This window comes from Methylomonas aurea (assembly GCF_024505045.1).
In the GTDB taxonomy this organism is placed as follows: Bacteria; Pseudomonadota; Gammaproteobacteria; order Methylococcales; family Methylomonadaceae; genus Methylomonas; species Methylomonas aurea.
In genome coordinates, this window is sequence record NZ_JANIBM010000005.1 from 109,524 (window position 1) to 133,693 (window position 24,170).

Sequence of the window (24,170 nt, forward strand, 5' to 3'; positions counted from 1 at the left end):
TTGTGCCATAGCATACGCGCGAGTAATATCGGGCCTTCCATCCGCTTACGGAATCTCGAACATGAGTATTTTGACCTGGAACGATCAGTTACTCGTCGGCATCGATAGCGTCGACAGCCAGCACCAGACTTTGGTGGAGCTGATCAATAAACTGGACGAGCTGGTGGCTGTGGGCGGCGACGGCGAGGGCCTGGTCGCCACGGTCGGCGAATTGGCGGATTACACCGCATACCACTTCCGGCACGAAGAGGAATTGATGGTTTCCGCCGGTTTCAACCCGGAACTGTTTGCCAAGCACCGCGAAGAACACCGCGAATTCGTCGACAAAATCCGCCGGGTGCAGTTCGAGGCCGAGCGCGACCGCTCTGCGGTTTCCCGCGACTTGCTGGATTTTTTGGTCGACTGGCTGTGCCACCATATTCTGAAGACCGACAAGCTGATGGCGATCAGTTTGAACAGGGGCGTGGACGCCGCTCAGATCGAAATCGACCGCCACGAACATCTGGACGTGCTGCATAGCAACCTTTATTCTGCGTTGCGGGAAAGCGAGGAGCGATTCAAAGATTTGGCGGACAACTTGCCGGCGCTGATCTGGATCACCAACGCCAAGCACATGCCGATATTTTGCAACCGGTTCTGGTTTAAAACCTTCGGCTTGCAGCGTAACGAACTGGAAAAACAGCGCTGGATGAGCGTGATCCATCCCGACGACCGGGCGCTGGTCATGGTGGCGTACAGCAAAGCGGCCGGGGAAAAGACCAAGTTAAAGATCGAGTACCGCCTGCTCGGTCCGGAAAGCAAGATCACCTGGATCCTGGAAACCGCGGCGCCCCGGATTCGCCGCAATGGCGAGTTCGCCGGCTTGATGGGCTGCGGCATGGACATCACGTTGCGTAAAAAAGCCGAAGCCGCATTGTCCAGGCTGAATCAGCAACTGGAGGAACAGGTCGCCGCCCGTACCCGGGAACTGACCGCCGCCAACCAAACCCTGGAATCGGAGAAAAACCAGCAAATCGAGCTCAACCGGCAATTGCAGGAAGCGCAGGCGCATTTGGTTCAGGCTGAGAAAATGGCGTCGATCGGCCAATTGGCGGCAGGGGTCGCTCACGAAATCAACAACCCGCTCGGCTATATTTATTCCAACTTGAATACCTTGCAGGAATATATCGACCAGTTGGGAGTCGCGGCCACTCTGGCCGAGCGCTTGGCTGAAAGTTTACCGACGGGCCACCCGGCCGGCGCCGAGTTCTGCGCCTTTAAAAATCGGGTAGACCTGGACTTCATCAAAGCCGATGCGGCCGACTTGGTCAGAGAATCGCTGGAAGGTGCCACCCGCGCCAAAAATATCGTCCAGGATTTACGCGATTTTTCCCGGATCGACAAACAGGAACAAGCCGTGTTCGATCTTGAAGCCGGCTTGGATGCCACGTTGAATATCGTCAACAACGAGCTGAAGTACAAGGCGGAAGTGGTCAAGCAATACGGCGGGATCAAGCCCTTTGCCTGCGTCGGCGCCCAGTTGAATCAGGTCTTCATGAATCTACTGGTCAACGCCGCCCAAGCCATTCCGGATTTCGGCAAAATTACCATAAGCACCGGCTATCGCGATGCCGACTGGGTATTTGTCGAGATCGCCGATACCGGCAGCGGCATGAGCGAAGACGTCAAAGCCAAGATCTTCGATCCGTTTTTTACGACCAAGCCGGTGGGCAAGGGCACCGGTCTGGGTCTGTCGCTATCGTATAAAATCATCAAGGACCATCAGGGCTACATCCAGGTCGATTCGGTTCCGGGCCAAGGCACGGTTTTCCGAATTTTGTTGCCGCTACCTACCGCCACATTAGCGCCGAAACTGCCATGAACGAGAATACCGAAGCCCCGCCCGCGCAACTGCTGTTCGTCGATGACGAACCGAACGTGCTGAAAGCGTTGAAACGCTTGTTCCGTTCGGCGGAATACAGCGTACATCTGGCCGAAAGCGGTGCCTCCGGCCTGGATATCCTGCAAACGCAGCCGATAGATTTGATCATTTCCGATATGCGCATGCCGCAGATGGATGGTGCCGAATTTTTGAGCCGGGCTGCGGAAAATTATCCGGACACAGTGCGGATTTTGCTGACCGGCTATGCCGATATCGAATCGACCATTGCCGCAGTCAACAACGGCCGGATTTACAGCTATTGCAGCAAGCCCTGGGAGGACAACGAGCTGAGAATTCTGGTCAATAACGCGCTGGAACAAAAGCGCCTGCGCCAGGAACGCCAGCGCCTGTACGATATCGTCCAGCGCCAGAACCTGGAATTGAAGGAACTCAATTCCAGCCTCGAGGAAAAAGTCGAAAAGCGTACCGAGCAATTGAAAAAGTCGCTGCACGTGATCGAACAGGCCAACGAATCGTTGAAAAGGCAATATAACGAGTCGGTCAAAGCCTTCGCCAAGATCATCGAAATGCGCCCCGGCATCAAGAGCGGCCACGCCAAATACATCGCCGAACATGCCAAGGAAGTGGCACAGCGCCTGGGTTTGCCGCCGGCGGAAGTCAGAAACGTGGTGTTCGCCGGATTGCTGTTGCAAATCGGCAAAATGAGTCTGCCGGATAGCCTGCTGACCATGCCGCATTTTGCGATGAACAGCCAGCAACGCAAACGCTTTTTGAACCATGCCCAGGAAGGCTACCAGTTGCTGGCCGGAATCGAGCCGCTACACCAAGCCGCTGAGTTGGTGGGCCACCAATACGAATACTACGACGGTTCCGGCTACCCGGCCGGGCTTTCGGGTCCGGCAATACCGCTAGGCAGCCGGATTTTAACGGTGATTCGTGAATACGTGACCATGCTCGACGGCAGTATCACCGGCAGTACGATGAGCACCGATCAGGTCAAAACCCGGCTACTGTCGAAAAGAGGCACAAATTACGATCCGCAGGTGGTCGACACTTTTCTGGCCTTACTCGAAGAAACTAAGTGCAACGACGAGCGGCCGGTGATCGAAATATCCTGGACTCAGCTGCAAGCCGGCATGGAGGCCGCGGAAGTGTTGTGTAACGACGTGCTTTACCTGAAAGACCAGATCCTGACCGACAAACACGTCGAAGACATACTCGGTCTGCGCAAGCACGGCAAAAATCTGGTGTTGCGGGTCAGGCTGGGGCAGGGACACTGAGGGCTGTCCTCGGCCGGCATTACTCCAGATCGGTGTCGTCCAGAATAATCGAACCGTCTGCGGCCCAATTGACTTTGGTAATCCCCGGTTCCTCGGCTTCCAGCGCGCGAATCAGCGCATCCTTTTCCGCCAGCAATTTTTGCTGGGCCCGCACCTGGTCTGCCAGCACTCGGTTTTCCAGCAGCATGCGTTTATGGGCCAAGCCGCTTTCGACGACGTGGGCGATCTCCAGATTGCTCCAGGGCTTGTTGATGAAACGGAATACCTCGGCGTCGTTGATCGCATGCTGCGCGCCTTCCAGATCGGCAAAGCCGGTCAATACCACCCTTACTGCATCCGGTTGCAAGCGTTTGAACAGGATCAGGAAGTCGATACCGTTGATACCCGGCATCCGGTAGTCGGAAATCACCAGATCGAACATCTGCTGCTCTGCAATCGAGAGCGCTTCCTCGGCACTTTCCGCGGTTACCGTGTCATAGCCCTTCAGCAAGCGGGCGAGGGCTTTGAGTACGTTGGGTTCGTCGTCGACGATCAAAATTTTAGCGGGACTTGCATTCATAGCGGGCGGCCATCGGAAATCTGTCGTTAATGAGAGATAGTCTGACACGTAACGCGCAGCGTGCAAGTTTCCATGCTCGAACGGCCGGTATCCGGGTCAGACGGGTTGCGGGCGCGCGATCGGCAGGCACACCCGAAACCGGCTGCCCTGGCCCGGCTCGCTTTCCACTTCAATGCGGCCGCCGTGCTTGGCGACGATATTCCGCGAAATGGATAAGCCCAGGCCGGTACCCTTGCCGACCGGTTTCGTCGTGAAAAATGGTTCGAACAAACGGCTGATATGCTCGGGGGCGATGCCTTTGCCGTTGTCGCCGATTTCAACCCAGATCTCGTTCTCCCGGCAACCGGTGCGCACGGTAATAACCCCTTGGGTTTCGATGGCTTGGCCGGCGTTGATCAACAAATTCATGAACACTTGGTTCAACTGCGACGGCAGGCAATAGATCTGCGGAATCTCGCCGTACTCTTTGACGATTTTGCAGTGGTATTTCAGTTCGTTGCAGATGATGTTCAGCGTCGAATCCAGACCTTTGTGCAGATCGCTCAATTCCAACGTATCGGTGCCGGCGTGGGCGAAATCCTTCAAATCCTGGACGATAGCGCGCACCCGCGCCAGGCCTTCCCGCGATTCGGCGATTAATTGCGGAATGTCCTCGCGCAAATATGCCATTTGTTTTTTTTCCAGCAGCGTCTGCAACTCGTTGCGGGGCGGTTCCGCGATGGCGCCGGCCGCCAACGCGCCGGAATAGGCGTCCAAAATGCAAAACAGGTCTGCCAGGTAGCTGGACAGGGTGTTCAGATTGGAATTGACGAAACCGACCGGATTGTTGATTTCATGGGCGATGCCGGCCGCCAACTGGCCGATTGCGGCCAGCTTTTCCGACTGCAACAACTGCATGTGTACCCACTGGTTTTCCTTGTGCCGGCGTTCGACTTCCGCTTCCAAAGTCGCATTCTGGTTGCGCAGCCAGTCGCGGGCTTTTTTCAGTTCGAGTTGGGTTCTAATGCGCGCCAGCAGAATCGACAAATGGCAGGGCTTGTAGATGTAATCGACCGCGCCGAGTGCCAATCCGCGCTCTTCCTCCAAATCCGAGGTCAGCGCCGTGACGAATATCACCGGGATGTCGCGGGTATCGGCTCGGGCTTTCAATTCCGCCAGCACTTGGTAACCATCCATACCCGGCATCATGACGTCCAGCAGAATCAAATCCGGTTTGGCCGGACTGTTGACCAGTTTCAGCGCGCTTTCGCCGCCGGTAGCCACCAACACTTGGTAGTAACGCGTAAGAAACTCGCCGAAGACCGATAGATTGATCGGTTCGTCGTCCACCAGCAAAATGGTGGAACGGTGGTGCTCGTCGGGTGTGACTGAATCCATTGGCTTCCAATTGAATCGGCGCATCCGGCACGCCACCGCTACCAAGAATCGGAATGGGCGGCCTTTCGGTGCATTGCTAAAATTGAGTCATTATCCGGATAGTTTAGGCTGCGCGCGGAGTTAAGCCAACCGGGCCTGGCCGGTCGGAATATTGCATGTTCTGATGAAAGCCGTGTCAGACGCGATACCTTCTCCGCGCTGGCGCCGCCGCTCCGACGAGTTGGTCTTGTATTCCATGGGCAATTTATCTGCTTAAATAGTTTTAGGGGGCGAATCAAATGGTTTTAACGCAAGTCCGGCCGCGGCCGAGACCTTATCCCGGCGGCCGCATGCCCGACCGGCCGGCATGCCTGCGGTTGCGCAATGAACGCCGATGACCGGTCGGCGGCAGCCGATCCTCTGGTCAGCGTCGTTTGCGGCGACCGGATGCGGACGGTGCCGGCCGATCCGCACACTTCCGTGCGCCACGCCCTGGATACCGGCGATTTGCGGGTTCGGGCCGCCTGTGGCGGCTTGGGAACCTGCGGCGCCTGCCTGATCACGGTTCTGGAAGGCGAATTCAATCCGCCCACGTTGGCCGAGCGGCAAAAATTATTGCCGGAAGACCTGGCGCAGGGCCGGCGCCTGGCTTGCCAGTTGTACCCGCGCGGCCCGGCCAAACTGTACCTGGAACATCCAGCACCGGATTCGGCATGGAAAAGCCCGGACAGTGCCTGCCGCGTGCACGCCGCTGGCAATCCGGCCATGGGAGACTATCCTTTCGGCGTTGCCGTCGATCTCGGTACCTCCCACATTCGTTTGTCGCTGTGGCAGCGGCAAACCGGCCGCCGGATTGGCAGTCGCATCGGTGTCAATCCCCAGCTTGCCCATGGCGCCGACGTCTTGACCCGGCTGGACGCCGAGCGCCTGGCCGCGGCAGAGAGCCTGATATTGGCCGGCGAGGCGCGCCAGGCTGTTATCGAAGGCGTTCGCGACATCCTCAGTCGCGATTTGGGCGAAATTACCCCCATTCTGCAGCAAGTCGGCAAAGTGTTGATCGTCGGCAATACCGCAATGCTGAGTTTGATTTGCGGCGCCGGCGACGACAGCCTTTACGATCCGGCGAACTGGCAAGCGTCGATTGCCTGCGTCCCGGACGACCTCGCCGCCTGGCGTGACAACTGGCGCATGCCGCATGCCGACATCGAGATCGTTCAGCCGCTAGCCGGCTTTGTCGGGTCGGACCTGCTTGCCGCGTTGATTGCCGCCGACATCACCGCACTGCCCGCACCGGCGATGCTGGCGGATTTCGGTACCAATACCGAAATTGCGTTGTGGGACGGCGGCCGGATATGGGCTACTTCGGTACCGGGTGGCCCGGCGTTCGAAGGCGTCGGCATCCGTAACGGTATCGGCGCCGAGGCTGGGGCAATCCAACGCGTCGAGCTTGACGAGGGTTTTCTGCGGCTACAGACCATAGGCGCTGCTTCCGCCCGCGGTTTCTGCGGCAGCGGCTTTATCGATGCGGTCGCGTTATTGCTGGCGGACGGTGTGATAAAGCCGTCCGGCCGTTTCGCCGCGCCGCAACCGGCAACGGGTTTGCGCTTAGAGCCGGACAATCCGCGTACTGCGATTTTTGCGAGCGACATCGACATTTTTCAGCGCGCCAAAGCCTCGACCGCGGCCGCCATGGCACAATTAGCCAAGTTTTCCGGGATCGATTTGGCGAGCCTGAACAGCTTTTGGATCTGCGGCAGCTTCGGTCGGCATTTGCAGGTATCCAGCGCCATCCGCCTCGGCTTGCTGCCGGACTTGAGCCGGGGACGTTTCCAGATGTTGGCCGATGCCAGTCTGACCGGTTGCGAAAGACTGCTGTTGGCGCCGGACCCTGGTAAATTTACAACCGGAATCGCTCAGCGGATCCGCGTCGTCAATCTCGGTGGGGTTGTCGAGTACGAAAACCGCTTCATCGACCACTTGCGCCTGCAACCCTTCGGCGTTACGGAGTAGACACGATGCTTGAGGCCTACATTCAAGCTTACAACGACGCGGTGTTCGAAACCGACAAGCAAACCGCGCTAAACGTGGTTAACCAAGCGCTGCAAAACGGCTTCAGCGCCGAAGACATTGTGTTCAAACTGGTGATTCCCGCCGTCGAACAAATGATGGCCTTCATCGAACGAGATCCCGACGCCAATCTGGCTCAACACTTCATGACCGCGCAGATCGCCGCCGACGTCACCGAAAAAATGCTGGAAAAATTCAGCAAACCGCCGGAAATGGTAGGTAGGGTCGTGATCGGCGCCGCCTACGGCGATCTGCATTCGCTCGGCAAACGTATCGTCTCCGGCTGCCTGAAGTCATTGATGGTCGATGTCGTCGATCTCGGTTGCAACGTCAGTGCCGAGCGGTTCGTCGATGCCGCGGTGGCCGAACAGGCTCAGGTCATTGCGATTTCGGCGATGATGGTGCACACCGCAATCGGCGAAAACGGTAGCCTGAAGGTGCGGGCGCTGTTGAAGGAGCGCGGCTTGGAAGACCGGATCAAATTGGCCGTGGGCGGCGCGCCTTACCGTTTCGATCCGGAGTTATATCTGAAGGTCGGCGCCGACGCCTGGGCTGCCGACGGCGTCAATGCCGCCAAAGCCATCGTCGAATTGATCCGCGAGGTGAAACCGTGACCCCGCTGCAAATACTGGCCGCCGCCCAGGACGGTTCGCCGGCGCCGCGGATTCCGGTATTCTGCAACTTGCTGGACCAAGGCGCCCGCGAAGTGGGATTACCGCCGCAGCGTTATTTCTCCGACGGCGCCGCGGTCGCCGAAGCCCAATTACGTATGCAAAAGCGTTACGGTCACGACAACCTCTGGAGTTTGCACTATGTCGGCAAAGAGGCCGAGATTTTGGGTTGCCGGGAAATTTTGTTCGCCGCCGACGGCACGCCGAACGTTGCCGACCTTGTGATCAAAAGCCTCGACGACATCGCAAAGTTCGAAATTCCGGCGGATATCACCCAAACCGAAGCCTGGCAGCCGATCGGCGAATGCCTGTCGATATTGGCCGGCGAAGTCGGCGCCACCCATCCGATTTGCGCTTACGCCACGGCATCCACCACGCTGCCCGCCATCCTGATGGGTATGGATAAATGGATGGAACTGTTTTTGCTCGGTCCGTTCGATCTGCGCGACGAATTGCTGCGCAAATGTTCCGATTTTTTCCGCCAGCAAATCGCTGCCCTGCGCGCCGCCGGCGCCAACGTACTGGTCTATTCCTCCCCGTTCGGTTCGCCGTATTTCGTCGGCCGCCGTCAAGTCGAAACCGGCGTGCTGCCGTGGATGCGGCGTGATCTGGCGCCGGGCGGCAGCGACGGCGTGGTCTATTACTGCGGCACGGCGCCATTCAACGAAGTCATCGATTTGGTGTTCGCCGAATTGGGGATCACGACGTACTATCTCGGGCCGCAGGCGGACCTGGCCGAAGCGAAGTCGCTGATCGGCGATCGCGGCCTGTGTTGCGGTACGATCGACGATATCCGCATGATCCATTGGACGCCGGAACAGACTCGGGCCGAAGTTAAACGCATCATCGAAATCGGAAAACCCGGCGGCTTTTTTTTATTCGGTACCGGCGTGATGCCGTTAGCGATACCGGAAGCCAATATCCGGGAGATGCTGGCAGCGGCCTTCGAATACGGGAGCTGGCAATGAAAGCGTTTACCTTGAAACCGGAGCCGCAACCTACCTTAACCCTGGTCGGCTGCGGTATCCTGCGTAAGGAAGTGGACCGCCTGATCGAAAAAAACCATTGGACCGTGCATACCCATTATTTGGATTCGGCGCTGCACAACTATCTGAATCGCTTGGCGACCGAATTGAACCAAGCCCTGGAAGAGCGCGAGAAACTGGGCGAGAAAACCGTGGTGTTCTACGGCAGTTGCCATCCGTTGATGGAAAGTTATCTGGAAGCCCACCATACCTGCCGCACCCAAGGCCAAAACTGCATCGTCATGCTGCTGGGTTACGAGCGCTTCATGCAGGAATTAGAAAACGGCGCCTATTTTCTGTTGGAGGACTGGGCCTTGACTTGGGAACCGATGATTACCGCCTGCTTCGGCAACAACAGCACCGTCGTCCGCGAGATTTTCCACAGCAGCCATAAGTATATTCTGGCACTGCGCACGCCCTGCAATGGGGACTTTACCCGCGCCGCAGAGGCGGCGGCGCGCTTCGTCGATTTGCCGCTACGCTGGCAGGATGTCGACCTGGATCACCTGGAATCGGTGCTGGCCGATGCCATTCAACGCCGTTCGGCCTCCGAGCTGTAATGTCCGCGCAATCCAGCCAGCAAGCGTTACTGGAACGAATCGAGCATTTGGAAGCCCGGTTGCGCAAGGTGTCGGAAGAAAAAGCCAACCTGTATCTGATTCTGCACATGGTGGAATTGCTGAATCCGATCGCCGGTGTCGACAGCATGCTGGAGAACCTGATGATGGCGTTGTGCGGCAGCCTGGGCGGCAGCAACGTCGAAATCTATTACTTGGAAGATGGTGAAATCCAGTACGCCAATTTGGCCGGCGACCGCAGTAGGCTCGCCAAAATCGACGATCCGCTCGTTGCTCAGGTATTTGAGCAGCGCCGCTTCGTCGAGCAGCCCAGCGACTCGGCGCACACCCTGCTGCGCGGTTCGACGCCGGCCGTGGCCTGTACCTGGGTCATGCCGTTGCTGGCCGGTAAGGAACTGGTCGGGGTGGTCAAAATGACCGACATGCTCGGTAGTGCGCAAATGCGCGACTATCTGGCACCTTTTTTTTCGCACATGGCCTTGATTTTGAGCAACGAGATCAAGACCCGGATCGCCGAAGCGGCGAACAAGGCCAAAAGCAATTTTTTAGCAACGATGTCTCACGAAATCCGTACTCCATTGAACGGCATCCTCGGCATGGCGCAATTGCTGACGCTGCCCGACTGCTCGGCGGAAAAACACCGCGAGTGCGCCCGTACCATCCTGTCTTCCGGCCAAACCCTGTTGACTCTGCTCAACGACGTGCTCGACCTGTCCAAGATCGAAGCCAATCGCCTGGAATTAAACCATGCGCCGGTATCTCCGGCCCATATTCTGCGGGAAGTCCATTCGTTGTTCAGCGAAAGTGCCCGCCAAAAAAATCTCACGCTGGCCACGGCCTGGACCGGCCCGGCGGAACAATGCTATCTGCTCGACCAGATCCGGTTACGGCAAATGCTATCCAATCTGGTCAGCAACGCCGTCAAATTCAGTGACTCCGGCGAAATCGTATTGCTGGGGCGGGAACTCGGCCGCGGTCATTGCGGCGCTTGCTTGGAATTTTCGGTGACGGACAACGGCGTCGGTATCAGCGAGGAACAACAGCGACTGCTGTTCAAGCCGTTCAGCCAGGTCGATGCTGGCTCGACCCGGCGCTATGCCGGAACGGGGCTGGGGCTTTCCATAGTACGCCGTTTTGCCGAGTTGATGGGCGGCGAAGCCGGCGTGGACAGCGTGGTCGGCAAGGGTTCGCGTTTTTGGTTCCGGGTAGAGGGCGAGCAGGCCGACTGTCCGCTGCTTGCGAACGGAACCAACGGCAAATCTGAGCTGCAGGAAGTCTCCCGGCTTGTCGCGGCACCGGCAGCGAATGAGCAGTTTAGCCCGGAAGCTCCGCCGCAATCGGCTATACCGTCCGCCGAAATCGCGTTTCTGCATGGCCTTCCGCAGATTGGCGCGGAACTGGACGAACTGGAGCGGCTATTGGCGAAAAACATGTTCCAGGCGGTCAGCCAGTACAAGCTACTGCAAGCCGAACTGGCGCCGCCGGTTGTGGCGGAACGTTTTGCCGCGGTGGGCCAAGCGGTCAACGACATGAAATTCGAACAAGCCTTGGCCCAACTGCGGTTGTTTCGCGCTGCGCTAATCCCGGATGCAGGCGAAGCGCATGGTTAAAGATAACCAAAAGATACTCGCCATCGACGACATGCCGACTAATCTGGCGCTGCTGGGTTTGGCGTTACAGGACGACTATCAGATTCAGATCGCCACCTCCGGCGCGAAGGGCCTGGAGTTGGCGAGCGACGATCCGCCGGATCTGATTCTGTTGGACATCATGATGCCTGACATGGACGGCTACGAAACCTGCCGCCGGCTGAAACTCGATCCGCGGTTGCGCGATATTCCGGTGGTGTTCGTCACCGCGATGAACGACGCCGAGGCCGAGACCGAAGGTTTTGCGCTGGGTGCCGCCGATTATCTGACCAAACCGCTCAATATCGAAATCGCCCGGCTGCGGATTCGCAACCTGTTGGAACGCGAACGGCTCCGCCGCGAATTGCAGCGGCGCGAGGCCGATTTACGGCTGGCCGCCAGCGTATTCGCCCATACTCACGACAGCGTGGTGATAACCGATGCCGAAAACCGGATCATCGATGTAAATAACGCTTTTTGCCGGATGACCGGTTACGCTAAGGAAGAAGTGCTGGGCAAAAATCCCAGTGTGCTGAAATCCGGTCGGCAATCGGCCGAATTTTACGAAAATATGTGGTGTTCGCTGCTGGGCAGCGGCTATTGGAACGGCGAATTGTGGAACCGGCGCAAGAGCGGCGAGGTATACGCCGCCCTGACTTCGATTTCGGTGGTACGCGACGAACAGGGAAGGGTGCATCACTACATCGGGCTTTCTGCCGATATTACGCCGCTAAAGAACCATGAGCTCGACCTGGAACGCATCGCCCATTTCGATCCGTTGACCGGTATACCCAACCGAGTCCTACTGGCCGATCGTCTGAACCAGGCCCTGGCGCATACCCGCCGCGCCAACAACACGATGGCGGTATGCTATCTGGATCTGGACGGTTTCAAACCGATCAACGACCAATTCGGCCACGATATCGGCGACCAATTGCTGATCGAGATTTCGCAACGTATCAAGGACTGTTTGCGTGCCGGCGACACGGTCGCTCGAATCGGCGGCGACGAATTCGTGTTGCTGTTGTTGGATTTTAATGCGGCGCACGAGTGCCAGGCGGTATTGCAGCGCATGCTGGACCGGGTGGCGGAATCGGCGTCGATCGGCGGCCACTGCGTCAGTGTTTCGGCCAGCCTCGGTTACACGCTGTTTCCGGCCGACCCGGCCGACACCGAAACCCTGCTGCGCCATGCCGACCAAGCCATGTACTCCGCGAAGCAGGGCGGCAAAAACCGTTACCACTTGTTCGATCGCGAGCAAGACAGGCTCAGCACGGTACGCGGAGGCAATTTGGCGCGCATCGGCTCGGCGTTGCGCAACGGCGAATTGGTGTTGTATTTCCAACCCAAAGTCAATATGCGCAGCGGCCGGATATTGGGTGCCGAAGCCTTGATCCGTTGGCGCCATCCCGAACGCGGCCTGTTGGTTCCGGCGGCATTTCTGCCGGATATCGAAGGCTCCGATTTGGCTATCGCCGTCGGCAACTGGGTATTGCGCCAAGCTTTGGCGCATGCCGCCGGTTGGCAAGCCGCGGGCCTGAAAATCCCGCTCAGCGTCAACGTCGCACCGCGGCACTTGTTGGATGCTGATTTCGTCGCCACATTGCAAACCGGCTTTGCCCAATATCCACAACTGGCGCCGAATTGCTTGGAGCTGGAGATTCTGGAAACCGCTGCGCTGGAAGACATCGGCCGCGTCACCGGCGTCATGCGGGAATGCCAGAAACTGGGTGTCAGCTTTGCCCTCGACGATTTCGGTACCGGTTATTCGTCATTGACTTATCTGAAAGCCCTGCCGGCCGAAACCCTGAAAATCGATCAATCCTTTATCCGCGACATCTTGGCCGATCCGGACGATTTGGCCATCGTTACCGGCATCATCAATTTGAGCGCCGCGTTCAAGCGGCAAGTGGTGGCGGAGGGCGTGGAAAGCGCCGCTCATGGCTCATTGCTGCTGGAACTGGGTTGCGACAACGCCCAGGGTTACGGCATTGCTCGGCCAATGCCGGCCGAACAACTGCCGGCTTGGATCTCCGCTTGGTTGCCGCATCGGGAGTGGCGGCAGGGCTCCGGCCAGCGAACATTGCCGCTACGGATGGGGTAAATTCTCCTAGGGGGCGCCCGGCTTTAGGCCTGCAGCAGCTTTCAAGGGCGCTATATGCGCCCCTCCATAAAAAATCGGTTTGGCAGAAGTGAATGGGCTCGCGGCAATTAATCGGCGTGTTTAGCGGGGCTACAAAGATGAGCTGGCGAAAAAATTTTCAACTATTTGATTGCATTGTATTTATCTGGGAATGTTCTGTGTTCGCCGAGTGAGGAAAATCAATTTAATTAAAGGACTGAATTATTTTTTACAACTCCTTAGAGGCGTTTGATTTTCTATATTTGCACATTGGACAATCTATATTTAGTAGTAAAAATCTCTCGCACTCACGGCATATAGTCGATTTTCGTCCAACTTAACGGGTGTGCAATTGTTTTTCAACAGCCTGCTAAGATATCGTAGACAATATACTGTTAACGGCAACGATTGGACGAGCTTTTCAGAATTTATGCTGGCTGCCGGTCAGATCGAATGCTTCAATTTGATCAAAGTCCTAAATTGTTTTGTCTGCTCCCGCGCCGAATGTTAAAAAGCGGTTCGGCGGAGGTTTTGGGGCGGTAAGGCAACGTATATTGAGATAATTTGCCAAGTTTACTGCTATATCAAGTTCGTTAATACGCAGAGTTTAGAAAATCGACAACTCGTTAACCGGGTATGAGCATGAACCGAACGCTAGTGATATTATTTTTTTAATTTAAAGATGGAAAAGGAAAATTTGCCGTGCCGTTATCCAAACTAAACAATCCAGTTTCTTGGTTCTGGAGAAGCCTCAAAGAACATACGAAGGCATTTCCAAAGATGTCAGACCTCAGCAATTTGGCGGATACCGCGCGTATTCGCCATATACAGTGGTTGCACGAGAGCAGCGATTTCGGAAACCCAGACGATCTGGCGGGCGAGTTGATGGCGGCCAAAGTCCGCAAGGAGTGTTTTAAACTCAATAGCGAAGCCATCGTAAAAATGCGCAAAAACCCCTACTATTACTACTTGGTTGCGCGGACTAAGTTCTACGACCAGTTGCTCCTTGATTCGGTCGCGACAGGCATTCGCCGCGTGTTGATAGTTGGAGCGGGGTTTGATACTCGTTTGTATCGCTTTGGAGACTACCTCGCCAAGCATGGCATTGAAGTTGCGGAATCTGATCAACCCGATGCGGCGGCGATAAAGCAAAAGCTCGCTAAAAAGCTTCCCCATTCCGAACGAGTTCGCTATCTGACGATAGATCTTAATAAGCAGGGTACGTGGAATGACTTGCTGGATTGGCTCGATACCAACAACACTGATCCCACGCTGATTTTTGCCGAAGGCGTAAGCCCATACGTGGAAAGTTCCAAGTTTTTAAATTTCTTGGCCGAGATTGCAGCCCGTATGCCCAGCGGAAGTTGGCTGGCTTATGATTTCAAGCGAGTCGGAGCTCGCGACGATTTTGGAATAACAGAGGAAGTGTTATCGCCTTTTCGCCTGCCATTGGATAAGGAATTCATAGAGGATAAACACGCTAGCCTCGGTTTTACGCATGTCTCGCTTACTTCCTCGCTAGAGTTGATGGAGGCCTTTATTCCTAGTTGGAACGAGGAAGTATCTCCATTGTTTGATGAAGACGCGTTACTTAAAGTCAGGCGCTGAGTCCGGCGCGGCAATTACACTGAAAATAACGCCATGGACTCCATTATTATGTTACGCCGCCTAAAATAACAACCTGGCATCAAAATAGCACGGATCGAAACTTTTTCGTCTAAAGTTTTAACTGCCGGATTTAGGCGGCGGTTGTTTGGCGATGATTTATTATCATCGATTGATTGGCATATTGGGTAATTTATGAAGTCACCGGTCGCCGAAAATAACGAAATCACTGTCGCAATATGTAGTTACAACGCTGCACACTATTTGCCAAAATTGCTCGAGGCGTTAGTTACGCAAAATTGTCCTATTCCCTTTAACATATTAATTGTTGATAACAACAGTACTGATAACACCCGCGCTTTAGTCGCTGATTTTGCTGCGGCTAGCCGTATACCCGTTCGTTACGTTCATGAGCCAGAACAAGGCATTGTATTTGCGCGCAACAGAGCGATTAACGAGAGTTTGGCTGGCCGCTACATTGCTTTCATTGATGCCGACGAGCTACCGGAAGAAAAATGGTTACAGTCGGCAGTATTAAGTTTGAGCAATGATGAGGTCGATTGTGTAGGCGGTAGAATCAACGTATCGCTCTCTTCTCGACCGCATTGGTTGAGCGACGATCTTTTGCCGTTCTACGGCCAATTGGAGCACGGCCCGCATCCATTTAGAATAATCGACGAATCGAAGCCTATTTGGAGTGGTAACGTTGCCTACAACATGCGTTTATTTCGAAGCGGATTATTGCGATTTGACAATCGGTACAATCGCAAGGGTGAGGGCATAGGCGGCGGTTCGGATGCAGTTATGTTTCAGCAGTTGTTGAAAAATAACTGCCATCTAATGTATGAGCCCAATATGTCTATTTTGCATTTGATACCCGAAAGCAAAATTAAGCGCAGTTATTTTTTAAAGCTGCACTTTATTGCCGGTAAAAAATCTGGGTTGTATAAGGCAAACCCTGGCGGAAAAAGAATATTTGGTATTCCAGGCTTTATGTTCTTGCAGTTATTTAAAAAGTTTTTTCGGGTTATTGTTCTGTATTTTGAACAACCCCATGCTTATATGCGCGAAGCCATGAACTTGACTTACCATCTTGGCATGATGCGCTCTTGGGCCAAATTAAAATTATTTCTTAACTGATTGAATGCCGGCCTCAGGGATCGGGTAAAATACGAATCTTACTGTCGCTCGGGTGCGTTAGCGTCGAGTTTTATCAGAGTTAGAAAGAACGAATCCGAATGGATTGCGCTCGTCATCAATATTCAAGGATTTAGTTAATGGATACACCGCTGATTTCCGTAATCATGCCTTGTTACAATGCAGAGAATTATGTTGAAAGTGCCGTCGAAAGCGTGTTTCAGCAAAGTTACACAAATGTGGAATTAATTGTTGTTGACGACGGATCTAACGATAAAAGTCATTTAATCCTAACCAGATGCCAGGAAAGACACCCGAATCTGATTGTTTTGCAACAATCGAATCTAGGACCGTTTCCGGCGCGTAATTTGGCGCTGAAAAATGCAAAAGGCGAATTTGTCGCGTTTCTTGACGCCGACGACTACTGGGCGCCGAATTTCCTTGAAAAACTCTTGCATGGAATCAAGCAAAATAACGCCGACCTTAGCTATTGCGGTTGGCAGAATATTGTTGAAGGCGGAGCAAATGGTCCGGCCTATGTACCTAGGCCCTATGAAGAAGGCGATATCTCGCAATCGTTTCTTGCCGCTTGCCCATGGCCTATTCACGCGGCATTGGTGCGGCGAGCGGTCATCGAAAGAGCCAACGGGTTTTCGCTACGCCGTTTCAGCGCGATGGACTACGACTTATGGATCCGCATTTCCGCGATCACTCGGAATATTGTTTTAGTACCCGAAGTTTTGGCGTTTTACCGCTGGCACAACCATGGACAAATTTCGTCGATTAAGTGGCGGCAAGTATTGGATGGCTGGCAAGTGAGAAAAGATTTCGTAATGCAAAACCCCGAATTGGTAGCCCATATTCCCAAGGAAAAACTAGATGAGCTAGTAAACGGCAGTGTCTTGACTCAAGCGTATTCAGCGTTTTGGAAGAGGGATTTGGTTTCCTCTCAGCGCTTATTCCGGGAAATATTCAAATCCGGTATTTGGCGCTTCAAGGATTTGAAATATATCGCGTTAAGCTTACTTCCTTATTCTGTTTTAAGCCGTGTAGTTTAAATTCTTTAAGAAACTATTGAAATTTGCCCGGATGCCTTGGGTTTCAAATTTACTTTTTGAAGTATCGGAGAACACTTCCTGATTACGCACAAGCCTCTGTCAAGAACCGGCTAGGTCAGTTGCACTCGACTTTCGTTCGGCAGATCAGGTGCCGTAGCGGTTCGTTAGCGGTTTATCCTGATTGTGGCGGCTACGCTTACGAGCCCTTTTTTATGCCATGTTGCCAATGGCTTCGCCACTGGAGGTTTCATGGATAAAATCGGTGTGGGTTTGTCCGCTTCAGTCGGCGCGGGCTCCGCGGCTGATGTCGCGGAGCAGTTGCAAAGATTGGCGATTGGCTGCCAGGTCCAGCGCGCAGAAGTCGTCCTCGGTGGTCAAGCGCCAATTGGCTCCGGCCGTCAGCAGTTGAGCGACGATAGCGTGCTTGCCGGCGGAGGCGGCGTAGATCAGCACGGTCGAACCGCTGGGATTCTGGTAGTCGATGTCGAGGCCGGCTTGTAGCAGAAGTTCGACGCACTCGGCGGATTCGGCAAAACAGGCAGCCCATAGGGCATTGTTGCCGTAAGCGTCGCAGACGCTTAGATTCGCGCCGCGCTCTCGGATCAGATACGCCAGCACATCGCCGCGGCCCTCGCGTGCGGCCAATATCACAGCGTGTTCGCCGCGTCCGTTGACCGTTACCTCTGAAAACGGGGCGAAGCCGCGTTGTTCCAGCCATTGTTCGAACGGATTCAATTGCCCAGCCCCCTTGTCTATCAAATCAATGATGGTCTGTGTAACAGCGAAATGTGGCCGCTGCCGGCATCGGCCAAGCCGGCCAGCAGTTCCCGGCGGGCGCCGGTGCCTTTGCCGCGTAAATACGCCAGTTCGGTGTTGGTCAGTAATGTGATCGCAATCAAGCAGACTTGGCCGCCGGGCAAGATGGCGGTGCTGGCGGGTACTTGGCTCAACAGCGCGCCCACCCGGCCGCGGCCGTCTTTGATGTGGTCGATATTGAATTCCAGCGACAACGGCTCACCCGCCACCAGCTTTTCGCACAGTACCGGATGTCCGGCCAGGGTATGGCTGACTTCGGCCGTCATTGGAAACAACCAACTGTCCGCCAACGCGCTGAGCGGCCGGTCGCTGGCGATGCCGGAATCCGGGCTTTCCACGAATACCTCCAAACCCAAGCCGGTTTCCGGCCGGTAACGTTCCACCCAGGGGTCGGATAAACCGTCGGAAACCACGCAGGCGTTGGCGCCGTGCCGCGCCGCCAGCCAGGCCGCGCCGGCCGGCCATTCCGGGCCGTCGCTCATCGGTCCCATCAACGATGTCAATGATGCCAATTCCGAAGCGAACAGTCGGCTCAACGCGGCGTGTCGGGCTTCGCCGGCCAAACGCAGCCGGTCTGCGTAGGTCAGGCCGACCAGAAATTCAGCGCTCATCGGATGCCTGCCGCTCGGGTTGGCTGGCCAAGCGTTCCAGGGCGATTTGGCTGACTTCCGGGTCCGGATCGGCGGTCAGTTGTGCCAGTAAGTCGTCTTCGGCGCGTAATGCCACTTCGTAACGGACGGTCCAATCCGGGTCCCGGCTCAGCAAGGCCAAGTCCTCGATTTCCATGCGTTGGGCGACGATGCGACGAATGTTGGTTTCCTTGTCTTCCGCCATCAAGCCCAGGCTGACACTGGGGATGCGCTCGGCCACAATGCGGCGCACTTCGGTGTCCGGGTCGGCCACCAAGCGGAACAGGCGGCCTTTGGGCAAGCGCTTGGCCACGTAGGCGCGTACCAGGTAGTCCGGATCGTCGGCCATCAGTTCCAATTGGGTTTCCGGCAGCCGGTCGGCGACCGTAACCCGGACTTCGCGGTCGCTATCCTGGCGCAATTCCAGCAGCCAGTCCAACGGCACCCGGTAGGCCAGTACCCGGCGTACCGCCTCATCGGGATCGTTCAGCAGCGGCCGCAACAAATTGGTTGGCAGATAACGGGCGGCGATGGCGCGGCGTTCCCAGAAATCGTCGGCAATATATTGGCCCGCGAGTCCCGGGTGCCGCTTCAGGAAACGATCGATTTGGCGCCCGCTATGGGCGCGAATGCAGATGTCGCCGGGCTTGCAACCGGCGTTAGCCAGCAGCGTGTCCCGGTATTCGCAGTGGTTGCAGTCGGCCAGCGGCGTTAAATCCGGGTCTTGCGCTTCGGTATGGTGCATCGCCATCGTTACGCCGCTTCGGCCATGACCGGCAACAATTGCGGCGTGATTTGCGCCAGCCAGACCCGCAGCCGCTCGTCGGTCAAATGGGCTTGGGTGCGTTGGTCCAATACCAGGCCGACAAATTCGCCGTCGATGATGGAATCGGAATGCTCGAAGCGGTAACCTTCGGTACTCCAGCGGCCGACGATGTCGGCGCCGTAGCCGTAGAACACCCGGTACAACTGAATCAAGGAACTGGCGAAGCGCGAGGCGTAGCGTTCCTGATGGCCTAGGCCGAACAGGGCCACGCGTTTGCCCTTGAAATCTTGACCGTCCAGGTAACCGACGAATTCGTGCCAACTGCGTTCCTGGCAGCCGGCGGCTAGGCCGGGCAAATCGCCGATGCCGTAACTGGGGGTGCCGAGGATCAGCGCGTCGTACTTCAGCAAATCTTCGGGGCTAGCGCGGTTGATGTTTTTCGGTTTGTCCGCCAGTTCTTCGCCTAACAGGCTGTATATCTTTTTAGCGACCAGCCGGGTGCTGCCGGTGTCGGTGCCGAAAAAAATGCCGATTTTACTCATAGATCACCTGTAATGGAATTTGCCGAATTCGGCGACACAGCCGTTTATGAAACTTCAGCAAATATCGGTCCAGGTGGCTTGATATACTTTCTGGTGATGTTTTTCTTTTTATATCAATTAGATGGGTTTTGTTGTTTGGCAGGGTTCGCCGAAACGGTGCGGTTAAGGCGACAATTGCTCTGAAAATGGGCTGATTCGCGACAATATTGCTATAGTTGCGGCGTTAGTCGGATGCCGGTTTGGCCCCGGTAGTAAATGGAAATCGTCAGGAAGGTTTGGTTATGGCAATTCTGCGCTGCAGTCATTGCGGCTATCTCAGAGAAGTTTCTCAGGAACACGTGGGTAAGACAGTGAAATGCCCGGTGTGCGAACAGGCGGCGGCGATTTACGATAGCGTCGAATTCATCAAAAAACTGATCGACAAGTACGGCGCCTTGCTGGCGAAATACCGGGAACTGGAGTCGGTGCAAAATATGCCCGCCGAGGCGAACCTTCCGAAATATTTGCCCAAAGACGAAGAACTGGATTTGCATAACACTGCGGTGATGACCAACAGTATGCAGTACAAACCGGTGATCCAATGGTTCGAACGTAAGAACATTAGGGTGGAAGTCGACCACGATGCGCTCGATACCCAAGGATTTTTCGATGAGGTTGCGGTCGAGCTAGGCGACAATTTCTCGGTTTTGCAGCAGGTGCTGGACAAGATTCGGAAGACACAACGCAATAACTATACCTCGGTGGTATTGAATTTAAGCAACCACAGCCAGAGCGATATAAAAGCCATTACCGGGTTTTGCCGAAACCTGTACGAGTTTTCGTTTGTGGCTAAATATTTTTATAACAAGAATGAAAAGCGGGCGTATTTGACCTTGCAGACCGCACCGGCCATTGCCGGGTTTTTTAACGGCGAATGGTTGGAATGGTACGTGTTTATGAAACTACTTAAACACTTTTACGAAAATAAAGGCCTATTTTCCTGTCTGCGCAGTTTTAATATTCAATTCGCCAACGACGATAAATACGAAGTGGACGTATTTTTTCTGATTAATAGCCGGATTCCAGTGTTCATAGAGTGTAAATCCGGCGAGTTTCGCCCCTTCATCGAGAAGTACGGCAAGATGCGGCGGCGGTTGGAGATCGCCAAGGAAAATTTTTTGTTACTGGTGTTGGGCGTTAGCGACGAGCAGGTGCAGGGATTGACCAAAATGTACGACATTACCTTCCTCAATGAGACCGGTTTTATCAAACATATTAGCGAGTTGGCAGGGGGGTAATATATACCGCTTATTATTTAAGGTATTTAATGGGTTTTTCGTTTTTGCCGATATTTGCAAAATCCATGGTAGTATGAAACTGCTTGAACAAGCAGCCGCATTAAAATATACAGTCATAATTTGGTAATTTTAATGTGGTATTTAAAAACACCTTAAATACCAATTGATTAGGAATAGTATGAATATAGTTAAAAAAACCTTGGCTTCATTTCTGGTGATCGCCGCTGCATTGGTTTCCACATCCGCCAATGCGAACAGCGCCGGCGACGCTAAGGTACGTGCCGCAGCAGAAGGCACCGTTGCCAAAGTCGAGGAAGCGGTCAGTTTGTTGGACAAGGGCGCCGACAAAGCCGAAGTTTTGAAAGCGCTGGCCGAAGTGCGCCAGTTGCAAAAAGAATTCCGTTACGAACAAACCGAGCGTTTGCGCCAAAAAGCCGGTGACAAACTGAAAACCGCCCGCGACGAAATCGAACAAGGCGACGCCAATGGTTCTGCTTCGTTGAAAGCAACGCTGGAACTGTATAAAGAGATGTTGAAAGTCTATCTGGCTGCCCACTAATCGGCCTGCCGCTCGGCCGCCGGGCTTGATCCGCCCGGCGGTACCCCGGCTACGGCATCTGCCGATTCGTCGCATTACTGCCAAAATCCTCGTTGTCAAGCTGGCGTTTCTGCCAATAAGCGTTCAAAGTCCTCTGCCGGCAGCGGCCTGGCGAACAAATAGCCTTGACCATAATCGCAGCCTGCCGCTGCCAGCAATTCGCGCTGGTTGCCGGTCTCGATTCCCTCCGCGACCACCTTGATCCCCAGTTTATGGGCCATGACGATGATGGCCTCGCATAGCGCCAAGTCGTCCGAACCCGCCGCCAGATTGCGGACGAAGCTTTGGTCGATCTTGATGTAATCGATATCGAATTTCTTCAAGTAGGACAAGGACGAATAGCCGGTGCCGAAGTCGTCCAGCGACACTTGAATGCCGGCGTCGCGGAAGGCCAACAATTGCTCGGCGACGCTACCGCTGGCTTCCAGCAACAAGCCTTCGGTAATTTCGATGACGATGCTGTTGCCCGACAGGTTCAGGGCTTGCAACTGCTCGCGCCAGCCGCGGTGGCTGTCGCGCTCGTTGCGGAATTGCACCGGCGATTTATTGATCGTGATTTGAAAGCCGGCGTCGATTGAAGCCCGCCAGACCAGGAGTTGTTTGGCGGCCTGTTGAAACGTCCAGTTGCCGATCTGGCTGATGAGCCCGGTTTCCTCGGCGATCGGGATAAACTCGGACGGGCTGACGATGCCGCGCTGCGGATGGCGCCAGCGGATCAAGGCTTCGGCTTTGCGGACCCGGCCGCTGGCCAATTCCACGATAGGTTGGTAGCACAAATAGAACTGGCCGGACGTTACGGCATGGCGCAGATCGTTACTCAGCCGCAGCCGGGATTGGGCTGCTTCCTGCATGGCTGGAATGAAAAAACAGTATTGGTTGCGGCCCAGGCGTTTGGCTTCGTACATCGCTTGATCGGCATGCTTCAGCAGCGATTTCAGATCGCCGGCATCGTCCGGAAAAAATGCGATGCCGATGCTGGTCGAAATGTAGGCTACTTCGTTGCCCAGTTCGAAACATTCGGTCATCCGTTGTAATAAATCCCGGGCGATGCGTTCCACGTTGCTGGGATCGCCGACCTCGCCGAGGATGACCGTGAATTCGTCGCCACCCAGCCGGGCTACCGTGTCGGTTTCGCGCACGCTGGCGACGATGCGTTGGGCGGCGATCTGCAACAAGCGGTCACCCATGTCGTGCCCCAGGGTATCGTTCACTTCCTTAAACAAATCCAGGTCGATGAACAATACCGCCAGCCGGCTGCGTTCGCGCTTGGCTTTTTTGATGTCGTGGCCGAGCCGATCGTGAAACATACGCCGGTTGGGCAGTTGCGTCAGCGGATCGAAGTTGGCTTGCTGCCAGATCAGGCCTTCGGCCTGTTTCTTTTCTGTGATGTCCGAAAACAAGGCCATGCGCCGGTGGACCTGGCGGTTGGCGTCGAATATCGTATTCACGGTCAACGCTTTGGCGAAAGTCTCGCCGTTTTTGCGTTTGTCCCACACTTCGCCGCGCCAATGGCCGTCCTTGCGGATTGCTTGCCACATCGCCGCACTGTGGCTGTCGGGGTTCAGCAGGCCGATGTGTTTGCCGACGACCTCGTTCGATTCGTAGCCGGTAATGGCGGTGAATGCCGGATTGATGGTCAGAATGCGGTCGTCGGCGTCGGCCAGCAGCATCGCCTCGCTGCTGTGCTGGTAAATCAACGCCGCTTGTTGCAGGGCTTCCTCGACTCGCTTACGTTCGCGGATGTCGCGGGCGATAGCCAGGTTGTAGCCGATGTTGCCGTATTCGAAATAATTGGCGACCACTTCGACCGGCAAAATCTCGCCCTGCTTGGTCTGGTGTAGCGTTTCCACGGTTACCGAGCGCCGGCTTTTCAATTCCAGCCAATGTTCGCTCCAAACCGCTTTCGGAAACAACGGGTCGATATCGAACACGCTCATCTGCAACAACTCCCGGTGGCTGTAACCCAAGGTTTTGCAGGATTGGTTGTTGACGTACAGGAAACGGGCGTCTTCCGCGATCAGATAGGCGCTGTCCTGCATCTGGTCCATGCCGAAACTGAGCTGGGCCAGACGCCGGCGCGAGTTTTTCTGTTCGGTGACGTCGCGGAAGCTCCAAACCCGGCCGACGGTTTCGCCGTCGGCGACTTGCGGTTGGTAATAGCTCTCGACGATGCGGCCGTCTTTGAACTCGAGTTCCTGGTAATGCTGTTGTTTCGATTGGCGGTAAATGTCGTCGACCCGGTGCAGAAATTCGTCGGCATGTTTCAATTGGCCGAAGATGTAGCGTAGCGATTCGGCAGGATCGCCGACTTGCAAACCGCCTTCGGCTATCCCCCAAATCCGCTTGAATTGCGGATTGAAGGCCGCGACGCGCCCGTCGGCATCGATAACCAGGATGGCGTCCGCCGCGGAGTCGAGCGCAGCCTGCAGCACGGCTAGCGATTGATGCAGTTGGTTTAAGTTCTGCTCTGAATGAAGCATGAAGGCGAGGTGAATATAGCGCAGGCCTAAGGCTTGGGCCTTAAAAGCGAACCAATCGCTTAAGCCTAGCCGAATTGGCGGATTTGGCCGAGGA

20 protein-coding genes are annotated in these 24,170 nt (G+C 55.3%); 13 read left to right on the plus strand and 7 right to left on the minus strand.

The genetic code is table 11. From position 1 onward, the window contains the following. The first annotated feature begins 61 nt into the window (after nt 1-61). Together NP603_RS06515 and nosR are read left to right on the plus strand one after the other, a co-directional pair. On the plus strand, nt 62-1,861 hold the full coding sequence (locus NP603_RS06515; protein ID WP_256610110.1) for a bacteriohemerythrin: 1,800 nt from the start codon (nt 62-64) through the stop codon (nt 1,859-1,861). Beyond that, nucleotides 1,858-3,162 carry a response regulator c-di-GMP phosphodiesterase, NosR family gene (nosR, locus tag NP603_RS06520; protein WP_256610111.1) on the plus strand — a complete coding sequence of 435 codons (1,305 nt, stop codon included), beginning with the start codon at nt 1,858-1,860 and terminating at the stop codon, nt 3,160-3,162. Before NP603_RS06515 ends, nosR begins: the two co-directional genes overlap by 4 nt. A 19-nt stretch (nt 3,163-3,181) precedes the next feature. On the opposite strand, the gene NP603_RS06525 is transcribed toward nosR, so the two are convergent. After that, entirely contained in the window at nt 3,182-3,721 is a 540-nt protein-coding gene (locus tag NP603_RS06525) for a response regulator (RefSeq protein WP_256610112.1), read from the minus strand. 96 nt (nt 3,722-3,817) lie between these two features. Then, nucleotides 3,818-5,098 (minus strand): ATP-binding protein, encoded by a 1,281-nt coding sequence (locus NP603_RS06530; RefSeq protein ID WP_256610113.1) that lies wholly within the window; start codon nt 5,096-5,098, stop codon nt 3,818-3,820. A gap of 363 nt (nt 5,099-5,461) precedes the next feature. On the opposite strand from NP603_RS06530, the gene NP603_RS06535 reads away from it, so the two are divergent. The 9 genes from NP603_RS06535 to NP603_RS06575 all read left to right on the plus strand — a co-directional run bounded on the left by NP603_RS06535 (nt 5,462) and on the right by NP603_RS06575 (nt 16,968). Beyond that, on the plus strand, nt 5,462-7,087 hold the full coding sequence (locus tag NP603_RS06535; RefSeq protein WP_256610114.1) for an ASKHA domain-containing protein: 1,626 nt from the start codon (nt 5,462-5,464) through the stop codon (nt 7,085-7,087). A gap of 5 nt (nt 7,088-7,092) precedes the next feature. Beyond that, nucleotides 7,093-7,758: a cobalamin B12-binding domain-containing protein gene (locus NP603_RS06540; protein ID WP_256610115.1), complete on the plus strand. Its 666-nt coding sequence runs from the start codon at nt 7,093-7,095 to the stop codon at nt 7,756-7,758. Continuing rightward, nucleotides 7,755-8,783 (plus strand): uroporphyrinogen decarboxylase family protein, encoded by a 1,029-nt coding sequence (locus NP603_RS06545; RefSeq protein ID WP_256610116.1) that lies wholly within the window; start codon nt 7,755-7,757, stop codon nt 8,781-8,783. Before NP603_RS06540 ends, NP603_RS06545 begins: the two co-directional genes overlap by 4 nt. Then, complete coding sequence (locus NP603_RS06550; RefSeq protein WP_256610117.1) at nt 8,780-9,400, plus strand: DUF1638 domain-containing protein; 621 nt, start codon at nt 8,780-8,782, stop codon at nt 9,398-9,400. Before NP603_RS06545 ends, NP603_RS06550 begins: the two co-directional genes overlap by 4 nt. Next, the gene (locus NP603_RS06555) at nt 9,400-11,028 is read left to right on the plus strand and encodes a sensor histidine kinase (protein ID WP_256610118.1); all 1,629 of its coding nucleotides are present in this window, start codon (nt 9,400-9,402) and stop codon (nt 11,026-11,028) included. Before NP603_RS06550 ends, NP603_RS06555 begins: the two co-directional genes overlap by 1 nt. Then, the gene (locus NP603_RS06560; protein WP_256610119.1) at nt 11,021-13,150 is read left to right on the plus strand and encodes a putative bifunctional diguanylate cyclase/phosphodiesterase; all 2,130 of its coding nucleotides are present in this window, start codon (nt 11,021-11,023) and stop codon (nt 13,148-13,150) included. The genes NP603_RS06555 and NP603_RS06560 overlap by 8 nt, the downstream gene beginning before the upstream one ends. Nucleotides 13,151-13,870: 720 nt before the next feature. Beyond that, a complete protein-coding gene (locus NP603_RS06565) occupies nt 13,871-14,776 on the plus strand; it encodes a class I SAM-dependent methyltransferase (RefSeq protein WP_256610120.1) in 906 nt (301 codons plus the stop codon). 192 nt (nt 14,777-14,968) lie between these two features. Continuing rightward, the gene (locus NP603_RS06570) at nt 14,969-15,913 is read left to right on the plus strand and encodes a glycosyltransferase (RefSeq protein ID WP_256610121.1); all 945 of its coding nucleotides are present in this window, start codon (nt 14,969-14,971) and stop codon (nt 15,911-15,913) included. Between the two features lie 137 nt (nt 15,914-16,050). Beyond that, entirely contained in the window at nt 16,051-16,968 is a 918-nt protein-coding gene (locus NP603_RS06575; RefSeq protein WP_256610122.1) for a glycosyltransferase family 2 protein, read from the plus strand. A gap of 279 nt (nt 16,969-17,247) precedes the next feature. Here the strand turns inward: NP603_RS06575 and NP603_RS06580 are convergent, their stop codons facing one another. From NP603_RS06580 to NP603_RS06595, 4 genes are read right to left on the minus strand one after another with little or no spacing between them, the layout of a single operon-like run. Then, nucleotides 17,248-17,703: an ankyrin repeat domain-containing protein gene (locus NP603_RS06580; RefSeq protein ID WP_256610123.1), complete on the minus strand. Its 456-nt coding sequence runs from the start codon at nt 17,701-17,703 to the stop codon at nt 17,248-17,250. Nucleotides 17,704-17,723: 20 nt separating this feature from the next. Further along, nucleotides 17,724-18,395: a hypothetical protein gene (locus NP603_RS06585; protein ID WP_256610124.1), complete on the minus strand. Its 672-nt coding sequence runs from the start codon at nt 18,393-18,395 to the stop codon at nt 17,724-17,726. After that, nucleotides 18,385-19,164 carry a 4Fe4S-binding leucine-rich repeat protein gene (locus NP603_RS06590; protein WP_256610125.1) on the minus strand — a complete coding sequence of 260 codons (780 nt, stop codon included), beginning with the start codon at nt 19,162-19,164 and terminating at the stop codon, nt 18,385-18,387. Before NP603_RS06590 ends, NP603_RS06585 begins: the two co-directional genes overlap by 11 nt. Nucleotides 19,165-19,166: 2 nt before the next feature. Beyond that, on the minus strand, nt 19,167-19,721 hold the full coding sequence (locus tag NP603_RS06595; RefSeq protein WP_256610126.1) for a flavodoxin: 555 nt from the start codon (nt 19,719-19,721) through the stop codon (nt 19,167-19,169). Between the two features lie 281 nt (nt 19,722-20,002). Between NP603_RS06595 and NP603_RS06600 the strand changes: the two genes are divergently transcribed. Continuing rightward, nucleotides 20,003-20,998 carry a hypothetical protein gene (locus NP603_RS06600; RefSeq protein ID WP_256610127.1) on the plus strand — a complete coding sequence of 332 codons (996 nt, stop codon included), beginning with the start codon at nt 20,003-20,005 and terminating at the stop codon, nt 20,996-20,998. A gap of 178 nt (nt 20,999-21,176) precedes the next feature. Beyond that, nucleotides 21,177-21,557, plus strand: a complete 381-nt coding sequence (locus NP603_RS06605; protein ID WP_256610128.1) for a hypothetical protein — start codon at nt 21,177-21,179, stop codon at nt 21,555-21,557. A gap of 95 nt (nt 21,558-21,652) precedes the next feature. Here the strand turns inward: NP603_RS06605 and NP603_RS06610 are convergent, their stop codons facing one another. Then, nucleotides 21,653-24,076 carry a sensor domain-containing protein gene (locus tag NP603_RS06610; RefSeq protein WP_256610129.1) on the minus strand — a complete coding sequence of 808 codons (2,424 nt, stop codon included), beginning with the start codon at nt 24,074-24,076 and terminating at the stop codon, nt 21,653-21,655. Between the last annotated feature and the right edge of the window lie 94 nt (nt 24,077-24,170).

Excerpts from the sequence above, each read along its gene's own strand:
- NP603_RS06515 (WP_256610110.1), top strand. The coding sequence starts at position 62 with ATGAGTATTTTGACCTGGAACGATCAGTTACTCGTCGGCATCGATAGC.
- nosR (WP_256610111.1), top strand. The coding sequence starts at position 1,858 with ATGAACGAGAATACCGAAGCCCCGCCCGCGCAACTGCTGTTCGTCGAT.
- NP603_RS06525 (WP_256610112.1), bottom strand. The coding sequence starts at position 3,721 with ATGAATGCAAGTCCCGCTAAAATTTTGATCGTCGACGACGAACCCAAC.
- NP603_RS06530 (WP_256610113.1), bottom strand. The coding sequence starts at position 5,098 with ATGGATTCAGTCACACCCGACGAGCACCACCGTTCCACCATTTTGCTG.
- NP603_RS06535 (WP_256610114.1), top strand. The coding sequence starts at position 5,462 with ATGAACGCCGATGACCGGTCGGCGGCAGCCGATCCTCTGGTCAGCGTC.
- NP603_RS06540 (WP_256610115.1), top strand. The coding sequence starts at position 7,093 with ATGCTTGAGGCCTACATTCAAGCTTACAACGACGCGGTGTTCGAAACC.
- NP603_RS06550 (WP_256610117.1), top strand. The coding sequence starts at position 8,780 with ATGAAAGCGTTTACCTTGAAACCGGAGCCGCAACCTACCTTAACCCTG.
- NP603_RS06555 (WP_256610118.1), top strand. The coding sequence starts at position 9,400 with ATGTCCGCGCAATCCAGCCAGCAAGCGTTACTGGAACGAATCGAGCAT.
- NP603_RS06560 (WP_256610119.1), top strand. The coding sequence starts at position 11,021 with ATGGTTAAAGATAACCAAAAGATACTCGCCATCGACGACATGCCGACT.
- NP603_RS06570 (WP_256610121.1), top strand. The coding sequence starts at position 14,969 with ATGAAGTCACCGGTCGCCGAAAATAACGAAATCACTGTCGCAATATGT.
- NP603_RS06575 (WP_256610122.1), top strand. The coding sequence starts at position 16,051 with ATGGATACACCGCTGATTTCCGTAATCATGCCTTGTTACAATGCAGAG.
- NP603_RS06585 (WP_256610124.1), bottom strand. The coding sequence starts at position 18,395 with ATGAGCGCTGAATTTCTGGTCGGCCTGACCTACGCAGACCGGCTGCGT.
- NP603_RS06590 (WP_256610125.1), bottom strand. The coding sequence starts at position 19,164 with ATGGCGATGCACCATACCGAAGCGCAAGACCCGGATTTAACGCCGCTG.
- NP603_RS06595 (WP_256610126.1), bottom strand. The coding sequence starts at position 19,721 with ATGAGTAAAATCGGCATTTTTTTCGGCACCGACACCGGCAGCACCCGG.
- NP603_RS06600 (WP_256610127.1), top strand. The coding sequence starts at position 20,003 with ATGGCAATTCTGCGCTGCAGTCATTGCGGCTATCTCAGAGAAGTTTCT.
- NP603_RS06605 (WP_256610128.1), top strand. The coding sequence starts at position 21,177 with ATGAATATAGTTAAAAAAACCTTGGCTTCATTTCTGGTGATCGCCGCT.
- NP603_RS06610 (WP_256610129.1), bottom strand. The coding sequence starts at position 24,076 with ATGCTTCATTCAGAGCAGAACTTAAACCAACTGCATCAATCGCTAGCC.